Origin of the sequence: Brenneria roseae subsp. roseae (assembly GCF_003115845.1) — a bacterium.
Taxonomy (GTDB): domain Bacteria; phylum Pseudomonadota; class Gammaproteobacteria; order Enterobacterales; family Enterobacteriaceae; genus Brenneria; species Brenneria roseae.
In genome coordinates, this window is the sequence record NZ_KZ819027.1 from 156,883 (window position 1) to 168,627 (window position 11,745).

Here is an 11,745-nt window from a genome sequence, read left to right on the forward strand (position 1 = left end):
TCGGCATTGGTTTCCGGGCTGCTCCATATCTTAAGACGATTTTTTCCCTTGAATAACGCATCTTGTCTGGCCCGATTTTTTACCCGCTTTGCCATTTTTAGCCACAGCCGGACGGCCTGATGCGGCTTTTTTCGCTGATGACTTAGGGGATAGCGGCGGCGCAGTAAAGCGGGTCAACGCAGGACGACTGGGTGATCCGCCCTTTGTGCCTGAACCACCGCGCGGCGCGGCGCGTTCCCCCGGCGCTTCTGCCGGGATCAGGCAGTCAGGCCGGTTGCCAATCAACCGTTTCATCCCCATTGCGACCAAAGCGTCGCGGATCAGAGGCCAGTTCGCCGGATCGTGATAGCGCAGCAGCGCTTTATGCAGGCGACGCTGACGTTCGCCCCATGGCACCACCACATCTTCACTCTTGTAATCCACTTTGCTCAGCGGATTCTTACCGCTGTAATACATGGTGGTGGCATTCGCCAGCGGGGAAGGATAAAAGTTTTGTACCTGATCCAATCGGAAACGGTTTTCCTTCAACCATAGCGCCAGATTGACCATATCTTCATCCCGGGTTCCCGGATGCGCGGAGATAAAATAGGGGATCAGATACTGCTGCTTTCCCGCCTGTTTTGAATAGGTGTCAAACAGCTGTTTGAAGCGATGATAGCTGCCCATGCCGGGCTTCATCATTTTCGACAGCGGCCCCGCTTCGGTGTGTTCCGGCGCGATCTTAAGATATCCGCCCACATGATGCTCGGCCAGTTCCTTGATATAACGCGGATCTTCCACCGCCAGATCGTAACGGACGCCGGAAGCGATGAGGATTTTTTTAATACCTTTCAGGCTGCGGGTGCGCCGATAAAGCTTAATGGTCGGCTCATGGTTGGTATCCATGTGCGAACAGATTTCGGGGTAAATACAGGACGCCCGCCGACAGGTCTGTTCGGCGCGCGGCGACTGGCAGCGCAGCATATACATATTTGCCGTCGGGCCGCCCAAATCGGAAATAACACCGGTAAATCCCGGTACGCGATCGCGGATCTCTTCGATCTCTTTGACAATCGACGCTTCCGATCGGCTCTGGATGATCCGCCCTTCATGTTCGGTGATCGAACAGAAGGAACAGCCGCCATAACACCCGCGCATGATATTGATCGAAAAACGGATCATATCGTAGGCGGGAATGACGGCATTACCGTAAGAAGGATGCGGGACACGCTGAAACGGCAGGGCAAATACCGCATCCATCTCTTCAGTCGAGAGGGGGATCGCCGGCGGATTAATCCAGACGTAACGGTCGCCATGCTTTTGCATCAAGGCTCTGGCACACCCCGGATTGGTTTCGTGATGCAATATCCGCGACGCATGGGCGTACATCACCTTATCGCCCTTCACTTTCTCGAAGGACGGTAACAGCACATAGGTTTTTTCCCACGGCTTAGGCTTCGCTGCTCGTACGGTGATTGGCTGAGCCGAATCCTGCACGGGGAGTTCACCTTCGACGCAGGGTAAATCTTCACCGTAAGGATTCATGATCGGTTCAATGCGACCGGGCTTGTCGAGTCGCGTTGAGTCAACCCCCGTCCAGCCAATCAACGCGGTTTTACGCATCACGGCGGTATTGCGCACATCCTGAATATCGCTTATCGCTTCACCCGCCGCCAACCGATGCGCAACCTCCACCAACGGGCGCTCGCCGTTACCATAGACCAGCATATCCGCCTTGGCATCCACCAGCACCGAGCGCCGCACGGTGTCGGACCAGTAGTCATAGTGCGCGATACGCCGCAGGCTGGCTTCAATACCGCCCAGAATCACCGGTACGTCGTTATAAGCCTCCTTGCAACGCTGGCTATACACCAGCGTGGCGCGATCCGGCCTTTTCCCACCGATATTGTCGGGCGTATAGGCGTCGTCATGACGTAATTTGCGATCCGCCGTGTAACGGTTGATCATTGAATCCATATTTCCGGCGGTGACGCCAAAAAACAGATTGGGCTTACCGAGACGCATAAAATCGTTTTTTGACGTCCAGTCGGGCTGGGAAATGATGCCGACGCGAAATCCCTGCGCTTCCAGCATTCGTCCGATAATCGCCATGCCAAAACTCGGATGATCAACGTATGCATCACCGGTCACCACGATCACATCACAACTGTCCCACCCCAGTTCATCCATTTCCTCCCGCGACATCGGGAAAAAGGGGGCGGTACCGTAACACTCGGCCCAATAGCGCGGGTATGAGAACAGTGTACGTTCGGGCTGGATCAGGCTGATTGGCATGGCATTCTTCGTTGTCAAAATTGGGGTTAGGTCAACCCGGTTAATATTTGATAGTTTATTAACCAGGGGACAGAGCGCGGAATTATACGTGGACAAAAATAAAACTGCTGGCCAGAGTCACGCGGATATGCGACGGATCAAGACTTTCGCCCCAGAACTGCTCTTAACTATGCGGGAGCACCCATTACTTCAGTGATGCTCCCCACTAAATCGCATTTCTCAACCATAGCTATTAATTTATCGTTCTCAAGAGAACGCGAAGCGTGGTTCGTTCGCTGGCAGGGAAAGCTGATTGGCATGATATTGATTACTCCGGGACTCAGGGCGGCGGCTCAGCAGCGTTAATGCCGCTGCCGGTACAAGGAAAAACGATGATTTCAATCACAGCAGGTATGACAGAGCGATACAGCCGCACACCTTTTGGCGTCCTGGCGCTGCGGGGATATCAGGAAAGCGCCGGGGGATTACGGCGTTTTCGGGAGCAGGCGGACAGTGAACTGGCGAAACTCCGGCAGACGCATGGCAATAGGGACAGAAAAGCGCTGGTCGATGCCGACCATACCCTTGCCGCCTACGTGCGCTATTACAAAAAATTCAAGAAAACCTATCACGTTCTCCCGCAAATCGAATCAGCGCTGAACGGGAAAAGTCTGCCTGACGCTCCGGGACTCATACAGGCGCTGTTATTGGCCGAGCTCACCACGTCACTGTTGATTGCCGGCCATGACCTGCAACATCTGACATTGCCGCTGACCATTGATGTGTCGCAGGGTAACGAGCACTATTTGGCAGCCGGCGACCGTGATGTTCAGCCGAAGCTCAATGACATCTGCCTCAAAGACCGGGATGGCATCATCCTGAGCATTATCTACGGCCAGGACGACAAGTCGCGCATTACCGACACTACCCGTGACGTACTTTTCTTCATTGACGGCGTCCCCGGCATCGAGCATGCCGTTATGGAAGCCGGGCTGGATCACCTGCTTGACCTGCTTCGGACCCTGTGCCCTGATGTCGGGGTTGAGTACCACTCCATAATCGAAGCATAGCCCTCTGCTACGCGTTCATTCCAGACGCCGCCAGGCTCGGCATCGGATACAGGAACCACTCGCATCAATCCGGTACTGCCAGTCAAGAATCGTTTTTTATCCCCGTTGGTACGGGGAATACAAACGCGCCAAAGCCGGCCAGGTCATCGGCAACGGTTTATCCCCGCAGGCGCGGGGAATACCCCCGGTTGTTCATCGTCGAAGCCGGTAACAGCGGTTTATCCCCGCGGATGCGGGGAATACATGTATACAGAACTGGCTAAGGTCTGGTTAGCCGGTTTATCCCCGCGGGCGCGGGGAATACAGTTTTTCTACGAATTCAAAGCAGCCGCAGTACGGTTTATCCCCGCGGGCGCGGGGAATACATTACTCCAATCTGCAAATATCAGACATCTATCGGTTTATCCCCGCGGGCGCGGGGAATACACATGTCGTGGTGAGCATTCTGATGGCTAGCGCGGTTTATCCCCGCGGGCGCGGGGAATACGATATCAAGGCTCGTCATTCTTAGTAGCTCCACGGTTTATCCCCGCGGGCGCGGGGAATACGGTTTGCAGAATTACGGGATTTGATACGCGAGCGGTTTATCCCCGCGGGCGCGGGGAATACTTTCGTTCACCACAAAGATCCCTGAGTTATTACGGTTTATCCCCGCGGGCGCGGGGAATACTTGTTCGAAAAGTTTCTCAAAGGTAGAGAAATCGATTTATCCCCGCGGGCGCGGGGAATACTATTCTTTCGCCGCCGTGTCTATCATCACATACGGTTTATCCCCGCGGGCGCGGGGAATACACAATGACCGCCTACTACAACGAGATAGATCCCGGTTTATCCCCGCGGGCGCGGGGAATACGATTGACCGGTACGCCGGTAACACATATCCCCCGGTTTATCCCCGCGGGCGCGGGGAATACGGGGGTGTGCGAATGAAGAAAACGAGAGACTACGGTTTATCCCCGCGGGCGCGGGGAATACGATAAGTGCCGGCAAACGCTCAATTAATGCCTCGGTTTATCCCCGCGGGCGCGGGGAATACCAACAGGTTTTTCTAAAAATATTTCAATTCCGCGGTTTATCCCCGCGGGCGCGGGGAATACGTATCTGAAAAGCCGACGAACTCCCATACTCACGGTTTATCCCCGCGGGCGCGGGGAATACACCGGACGCGTATGTTTCCACAACCTGGAATGCGGTTTATCCCCGCGGGCGCGGGGAATACTGGCGCAATGATGGCGGGAGATATTGAAATCGCGGTTTATCCCCGCGGGCGCGGGGAATACGTTTGCTGACGAGCGGCACTTATGGCCGTCCTTCGGTTTATCCCCGCGGGCGCGGGGAATACACTAAGTGTAGTGTATTGTTTTATAAAGGTTTATTTGAAAGGATAAAATCCACCAAACTTTCCCTATTTTTAAAGAACTATAACTTATTGATTTTCAGGTGGATAGAATGAGACTAACCGCAGTCCGTCCAGGTCTACCGGCATACGGCGGTTTTCTCCCCAGGTTTGAAATTCAAAACCGGACTCGGTGTTCGTTGCCCATGCCATCACCACGTTTCCCTGTTCAGCCAATTCAACAATTTGCTGCCAAATCATTTCCCTGATGCGCTGCGACGTATCGCCGACATAGACGCCCGCCCTCACCTCCAGCAGCCAAATAGCCAAACGTCCGCGTAGACGAGGCGGTGCATTCTCTACCACAACCACTAACATACTCATTTCAGCGATGCCCCCGATGTCCGATATCACCAAGCGTTTTGGGCTCAGGAATGGCTGGCGGTTGCGCGTCTTCAGGCGGCAGCGGCGGGTTGATACCTCCGGCAGAAAGCACGTCTTCGATGAGGGGGATAAGTCTGCCAAGCGTTTTCTGGCTGCGGAAAATATCGCGGCAGGCGAGGCGCACTTCACGATCGGGCTCGGCTGGATTACGCGCCGCAATTTCAAAGGCTTTGGGAACCACACCGTCAAACTTGATGATATCGGCAATGTCATAAACAAAAGATAGCGGTTTACCACTGTGGACAAACCCGATCGCGGGGGCATACCCCGCTGCCAGCACCGCCGCCTCCGTGATACCGTACAAGCAGGCAGTAGCGGCGCTAATGCACTGATTAACTTTGTCGCCCCGCGCCCAATCCTTCGGATCATAACGCCGTCCATTCCACTTTACGCCATACTGCTGCGCCAATAACGTGTACGTTTGCCGGACTCTGGCGCCTTCAATACCCCGTAATTGATCGACCGAACGTCGGCTTGGCGCCGGTTCGCCAAAGCGCAGTTCGAACATCTTCCGCACCACTTTCAGGCGCAATTCTTCATCCAGCGCCAGTTTGGCCTGATAGAGCAACTTATCCGACCGCGCGCCGCCGGGCTGTCCGGAGGCGTACAGCCGCACGCCCGCCTCGCCGACCCAGACGAGCAGCGTTCCCACCGTCGCTGCCAGCCGCACTGCCGCATGAGAAACCCGCGTTCCCGGCTCCAGCATGATGCAAGCCACCGAACCGACGGGAATGTGTGTGCGAACGCCGGTTTTATCCACCAGCACGAACGCGCCATCGATGACGTCGATCTGTCCGTATTGCAGAAAAATCAATGAGACGCGATCTTTCAGCGGAATCGGATTCAAGGGAACATACATGGTCAACCCTCCTTGTCATAACCAGTGCTACGCTCGTTTCAGTAACAGTAATCCGCATCCTAACGCTTTACTTTTCCCCAGCCCTTGCCGGACCGCCTCGGCAAAGCGGTCGGCGTCCGTAATGTGCAATATGCCGTCATAGTCAACGCTGCTGAACATAATCGCGGCGGACTGACCGGGCTTATTGAAACGATGGCGTTGATATCCATCCACCCGACATGGCGACTCAACGGAGAAACCGCTTTTTTCGCCCTGACGCCGTAACCAGTCGAACGCGCGCTGTTGCTGGTGCCGCCAGAGTTCCTCGCCATCCAGTCCGGCGGCTTTTCCCTGCTGTCGGGCATCCATCAGTATGTCGCTGCGCTTGCCGTCACGCGTTACCACCGGGTTGGCCCGCAGCGAAAATATCAGCGCCATGCCGTTACGCCACTGCGGTTGATAAGGTTTGGTTTCTATCCGAAACAGATTATGCTCAGCCTGCGGCGGCTGGCTGGAAAGCAGGAAAAACACGCTTTCCGCTTCACGCACATCCTCTCTAAATAGAAACTGACGCTGCGGCTGGTCGGGGAAAAGCTGCCAGAGCCACTGGTGGCTGGCATAACCGCCGGCATTCTGCCGCTTCTCCGCCATAACGCGCGGTAAGGCGGAAAGCCGTAGCGTTATTCTGGAAAAATACATTATTTCTCTCCTTTCCAGTCGCCGGCGTATTGTACGCGGTACGTGAACTGCCAGCGCCGACGGTCGGCAGGCTGATCGTTACGCGATATCTGATGCGATAACCTCAGCCCGGTATCGCTTTCCTGTTCCCAGTAGCACAATCCGTCCGCGAGATTAATGGTTATCAGCGCCGGATCGTTGAGCGCCGGCTCCCGGCTGGCCTGCCGCCAAACCTCGGCCAGCGAACCGGAAAACAAGTGTGGCGCAAGCGGCAGCGCAGGCGGACAGCTTTTACGCCCGAAATAGAGCGTAAACACCGGCGACAGCAGCGCCTCGCACAGTGCGTCTAACGAATAGGGCGCGCCCGGCGTTTCGCTAATCGCGATGTGATAATAAGCGTCGCAGCGGTATTCGCGTGAGGTCAACATGGTTTCCAGCGACTGTCCGGACTCCGGACGCAGTTCATCACGTCGGGTATAGCGCGGCACTTTGCGGTTTTCCTTTGGCATCTGTACCGTGTGATAGTCGTTCAGCCAGGTATCGCGCCCTGACAATGGACGCACCGCCACATGGTAATGTTGGTTGAAGGTGTGCAACGCGTGATGATCGTCACGCCGAATCCCCAGCGCCGCCGCCAGCATCCCCAACAGCGCCGACCGGCTGGGCACCGTAGCGGTATGACGCACCTCGCCGACCGCCGCTTCTCCCCATGACACCAGCGGAGCGTAAATCTGGAAAACCAGATAGTTGTCCATGTTGTTCTCCTACCGGCTGATAAAATCCAGCAATCCCTTCAGCGTTCCGTTTTCCGCTTCCACGTCCAGTTCATAAGACTGGCTGCCCTGTTCCGGCGCATAAACGCGATCAAACCTGGCCTTTTGTTTACGCAACAGCTCAATGGCATCCTGCACCTGATCCTCGCTGCGAACGGGTTTAAAGAACGCCACGGACAGCGTACGCGGCTGCGCCGTGCCTTTTTCCGCTAACGCATAGGAAGCATACGCCCGGCTGGCGAAGCTGTTCTGCTTACCGCCCGGCGGGACGGTCAGCGCCGTTTCCGCCAGGGCACGCAACGTGCGCTCCACCAGCGCCTCATCGTTATTCAGGTTTTCCAGCAACAGATCGCGATTAATGCAGAGATAGTGGTAAAACAGCGATGAGGCAAAGCCCTGTTCACCCATATGGGCCGAACCGCTGTCTTCCGCCGTATTCAGATCATCCACCGCGGTAAAAAAATCATCTTCGATCGTCACCGCGCTGACGCCCAGCGCATGCGCCACCTGACAGGCGGCTTCAACATTAAATGCGGGACTGGAAGCCAGCATCCGGCCAAACAGCGCGATATCCACGCTGGTCGCATCATTGCGCAGCAGCGCCAGTTCATCGCCGGCAGGCTCACGTGATTCCGCCGCCAGACGGGCAATCAGTTGGTCGATCCGTTCTTTTTCCTGCACGCTAAAGTGTACCAGTTGCTCAATGTCATATTTCTCCAGCTTGTCTTCGCTGCCCTTCTCTTCTTTTTTCAGCTTGCCAAACTGAGCGGCAATGCTCAGTGCCGCTTTATCCGCCAGTTTTTCATTCAGGCCCGCCGCCGTGAGCTTGACGTATACCTCGCGCCCCAGCCGACGACTCCGGGTACCAATATGTCCATCAAGCGCTTCTTCGAATACCTCGGACGTACGCCATGCGCGTTTCAGGCTCTGCGAGGAAATACGCAGGCGCTCAACGCCGCCGACAATCGCGGTTTTCGGCCGGCCCGCATCGTCACGATTCAGGTTGGAGGACGGGTAAGCGGTTAAAAAATGGAGCTGAATAAAGGTTGTCATCGGTTATTCCTTATCTGATGGTTCGGCTGTGTTCGTCTGGCCTTCTGTGCCTGAATCCTGCGAAGCTTGCGCATATTCACACGCCCAGCGCACCGCATTGCGTCGCAGCGGATGAATATCCGGCATACGATTTTCCCGGCGCGCCTGCCATTCATCCGCCCACAGGAAAATGCCGTCCGCCAGCGACGGCAGGTTCACGCCGTCTTCGCCGCGTATTTTTACGGCGCGAAAAAGCTGGCGATATAACTCATCCGGCGTCGCCGCCCGTTGCAGCCGTTCAAAACGCAGTGGGGACAGGTAAGCGCGGTCGCTGCCTTTGATTTTCTCGCCGAGCTGCGCGGCAAAACTTTTTTTATCTTTTGGTAAGGTGTTTCTTGCCGCATGAGCCGCGACGGAAACAAAAATGGACAGCGCCATAATGCGCGTTTCACTGGTCAATCGCTGGCTCAGCGATGCCGCCAGATCGTGATACCCGACGCAGGTCAGCACGCCATAGGGCGCGTTAGCCCGGCGCAATTCAGCTCGCCGCGCGCGACCGTTATACGTCGGGTTACGACGGTGCTGTAGGCCATCAAACCAGCGGTTAATCCTGTCTGCCTCATCGCTGTTGATCACCAGAAGATCGGCCGTGTTCGCCATAAAATGCCTCCTACGTTTATCCCTGCATCTGAGTAATGAGCTGCGCCGCTTTTTGCTTATCGAAAAACGCGGTCATTTTTTTACGCGTAGCGGCCGCGGCCGCCAGATCGCGGTGTTCATCCGGGTTAGTGAATACGCGGGCGTCGTAGGTGGAGAGCAAATAGTGATACAGCGAACGCCGCCATGTCTTGAGTGCAACAGCCGGGCTGACGTTCTGCCCCAGCGCCTGACAAAAACGGACAAATCCCGGTTGGGTTTCCTGCCAGAAGGCGACATCAATAGCGCTAAAATCCCCTTTGACGTCTTTCGGGCGCGAAAACCAGGCTTCCTTAATTGACTGCCGCAGCAACCCTACGCTGTCCCGCGCCAGATCGACCGCCAGTTCCAGGTAATCCTTATATTCACGCAGACTATCGTGCAACAGCGGGATGCGATGCTCATACCAGCAACGCGCTTTCATATTGTCCATGTCATAACCAAAGCACCATAATCCGGCTTTGCGCAGCGGCCGACGTTGCGCATTTTGTCGCACCGCCGTGGCTGGGAACATCCGGTTATGCTTGTCCTCGCTTTTGACGATAAGACCGAGCCAGTCGCGGTACGCCAGCCCGCCCGGCTGGCCTTTAACCGACAGGAACGGCGCTGCGTCATCTTTCAGCGCCTGCCGATAGGGCGTCAACGGATGCCGCCAGCAGTCGTACTGAATACCGTAATTTTTGCTGCGATAGTGCGTGAGCAGAGACGTCGATATTGCGCCGCACAGATCGCACTCGCCCTGTTGCACGGTAGTGAAATCCAGTTCGATGCGGCGCGGCATCCCCCAGTAGGCCTGTAACAGATGCGCGTTTTCCGGCGTCACCGGCGGATGCGCGCCATCGCTGGTTGGCGTGGCGGCCAGCCAGGGGAAAACCGACGCATCAACGGCGCCGGCGGGGATCGCCTCCCGCGTGACGACGTTCATCCAGAGTTTTTTCCACAGCGGCAGATGGGCATCTTCCGGCATCAGCAGCGTGGTGATTGGCCCGCCGCCGCGCATGCCGGTGCGGTGCCCCTGCCCGCCTGACGGGGCGTTGGTTTGCAGCGTGAACAGCGCCATTGCCGCGCAGTGCGGACACACGGCCTTGACCGTGCCGCGCTTGATAAAGTGATCTTTATTCAGCTTGAGCGTATTACCGCCGGGCGCCTCGATCAGTAAACCGGATATCGGCGCCGCCTCGCTGTCAAGCGTGTCGAAATCCTGCATAAACGCGGGCTTGTGCGCGCCAAACCGCATTGCGGGCGCCAATGAAGCCAACGCCTGCGGCCAGCCGGCGCCAAGGCCATCCTCCCAGATATCCTCCCACGCATCGTCATCGGCGGGGGAATAAGCGGTCTGTAACAACCCAATAAGCAGTTGATAGGCCGCCCCCTGGAAATCGGCGCGCGGCCAGACGAGATCGATAATGTCGTTGTCGGCGAGTTGCTGCGGGGAAATCTTGTCAATCCGGCCATCCGCATGCACGGCGGGCAGCCATTGTGTTTCAATCAATGAAAACATCAATTCCTCCTGAGTATGCCGCGTCCGTGCGGCAATATTCTTATGGTGATGATGCTACCGCCTGATATTTATTAACTTATTCAAAAAGCCATGTCAGAAATATGGGTCACGTTTCTAAAAAACAGAGTCTAATATCACTAAAAATCCTATTAATTAAGTTAAACTCTGGCGGTTCCCTCTATGAGAGGGATTAACCAATAATGGAAACGCTCTTTCATACTTCCCCGCGCCAGCGGGGATAAACCGGGCGGCGGCGCGGGTATTCAAGTGACGGCCTAAGTGTGTTCCCCGCAACCGCGGGGACAAGCCGCACGGATGCGGCATCGCTCGCAAAGTCTGCTACCAGAAAAACGCTCCCCTTGCCTGTGGCTATCTATCAGCCTGTAATAGCGCCATACTGAACGGCTCGTGCTACTCATAGGTTAATTGACAGGTAACTACAAAGTGCCACTCTGTTCCACAAAGTAGCACTGTAGAGAGGCTAATATGCCAACAGTAAAAATTCGCCAGCAAGGCGGAGCCTTAATCGTCACCATCCCGCGTGATTATGGTAATGAACTGGGATGGGAGGTTGGAACAGAGATCACCGTTGAACGCAATGGTGAAGGGATAAATCTGCAACCGGCTAAAAGAAAACCGCGTGGTAAGTTCACTGTAGAAGAACTACTGACTCAAATTGATAGTGAAGAGATCGCAGCGCTTAACGAAGACATTAAGACGTTTACCGATGCTGCGCCAACAGGCAAGGAATACTGGTAATGGTTGGAGCTCGTATTCCCCAAAAAGGCGATATCTGGCATTTTAGTCCCGATCCCGTTTTTGACCGGGAGTTAAAAGGCGATCACTATTGCATCGTCATCACGGAAGAAGCATTGAATGCAGCGTTAGGTGTCGCCATTTGCTGCCCTATCTCAACCAAAGCCGAAGCTGCCCGTTCCGCTGGCGTGACCGTCGCTGTTACCCCAATAGATACGGATCGCGGTGATTTACGAGGTGTGGTTCTATGCCACCAGGCTCAGGCGGTAGATCTCATCGCAAAAGGCGCCACATTTGAAACGGTAGCAGAGGATGTGCTTACGCAAGATGTCATTATTAAATTGATCAACCTTATTGACCCACAATAA

General features: G+C 55.5%; 11 protein-coding genes and 1 CRISPR repeat array. Of the genes, 3 read left to right on the forward strand and 8 right to left on the reverse strand.

Annotated features, from left to right (window positions below):
• Positions 1 to 30: 30 nt before the first annotated feature.
• Entirely contained in the window at positions 31 to 2,274 is a 2,244-nt protein-coding gene (locus DDT52_RS09930; protein WP_136156196.1) for a YgiQ family radical SAM protein, read from the reverse strand.
• Between the two features lie 371 nt (positions 2,275 to 2,645).
• Between DDT52_RS09930 and DDT52_RS09935 the strand changes: the two genes are divergently transcribed.
• Positions 2,646 to 3,323 carry a hypothetical protein gene (locus tag DDT52_RS09935; RefSeq protein WP_136156197.1) on the forward strand — a complete coding sequence of 226 codons (678 nt, stop codon included), beginning with the start codon at positions 2,646 to 2,648 and terminating at the stop codon, positions 3,321 to 3,323.
• Positions 3,324 to 3,476: 153 nt separating this feature from the next.
• Positions 3,477 to 4,665: a CRISPR direct-repeat array (repeat unit 29 nt; unit sequence CGGTTTATCCCCGCGGGCGCGGGGAATAC).
• A gap of 84 nt (positions 4,666 to 4,749) precedes the next feature.
• On the opposite strand, the gene cas2e is transcribed toward DDT52_RS09935, so the two are convergent.
• Genes cas2e through casA form a run of 7 tightly spaced genes read right to left on the reverse strand, consistent with a single transcriptional unit; the run spans position 4,750 to position 10,621 of the window.
• Positions 4,750 to 5,043 (reverse strand): type I-E CRISPR-associated endoribonuclease Cas2e, encoded by a 294-nt coding sequence (gene cas2e, locus DDT52_RS09940; RefSeq protein ID WP_136156198.1) that lies wholly within the window; start codon positions 5,041 to 5,043, stop codon positions 4,750 to 4,752.
• A gap of 1 nt (position 5,044) precedes the next feature.
• Positions 5,045 to 5,962 carry a type I-E CRISPR-associated endonuclease Cas1e gene (gene cas1e, locus DDT52_RS09945; protein WP_136156199.1) on the reverse strand — a complete coding sequence of 306 codons (918 nt, stop codon included), beginning with the start codon at positions 5,960 to 5,962 and terminating at the stop codon, positions 5,045 to 5,047.
• Between the two features lie 27 nt (positions 5,963 to 5,989).
• On the reverse strand, positions 5,990 to 6,640 hold the full coding sequence (gene cas6e / locus DDT52_RS09950; RefSeq protein ID WP_136156200.1) for a type I-E CRISPR-associated protein Cas6/Cse3/CasE: 651 nt from the start codon (positions 6,638 to 6,640) through the stop codon (positions 5,990 to 5,992).
• Entirely contained in the window at positions 6,640 to 7,374 is a 735-nt protein-coding gene (gene cas5e, locus DDT52_RS09955) for a type I-E CRISPR-associated protein Cas5/CasD (protein ID WP_136156201.1), read from the reverse strand. The genes cas6e and cas5e overlap by 1 nt, the downstream gene beginning before the upstream one ends.
• Positions 7,375 to 7,383: 9 nt before the next feature.
• Positions 7,384 to 8,445, reverse strand: coding sequence for a type I-E CRISPR-associated protein Cas7/Cse4/CasC (gene cas7e, locus DDT52_RS09960; protein ID WP_136156202.1), 1,062 nt, complete (start codon positions 8,443 to 8,445; stop codon positions 7,384 to 7,386).
• 3 nt (positions 8,446 to 8,448) lie between these two features.
• Entirely contained in the window at positions 8,449 to 9,084 is a 636-nt protein-coding gene (casB, locus tag DDT52_RS09965; protein WP_136156203.1) for a type I-E CRISPR-associated protein Cse2/CasB, read from the reverse strand.
• A 16-nt stretch (positions 9,085 to 9,100) separates the two neighbouring features.
• Positions 9,101 to 10,621, reverse strand: coding sequence for a type I-E CRISPR-associated protein Cse1/CasA (gene casA / locus DDT52_RS09970; RefSeq protein ID WP_136156204.1), 1,521 nt, complete (start codon positions 10,619 to 10,621; stop codon positions 9,101 to 9,103).
• A gap of 486 nt (positions 10,622 to 11,107) precedes the next feature.
• Between casA and DDT52_RS09975 the strand changes: the two genes are divergently transcribed.
• Positions 11,108 to 11,380 (forward strand): AbrB/MazE/SpoVT family DNA-binding domain-containing protein, encoded by a 273-nt coding sequence (locus DDT52_RS09975; RefSeq protein WP_136156205.1) that lies wholly within the window; start codon positions 11,108 to 11,110, stop codon positions 11,378 to 11,380.
• Positions 11,380 to 11,745 (forward strand): type II toxin-antitoxin system PemK/MazF family toxin, encoded by a 366-nt coding sequence (locus DDT52_RS09980; protein ID WP_136156206.1) that lies wholly within the window; start codon positions 11,380 to 11,382, stop codon positions 11,743 to 11,745. The genes DDT52_RS09975 and DDT52_RS09980 overlap by 1 nt, the downstream gene beginning before the upstream one ends.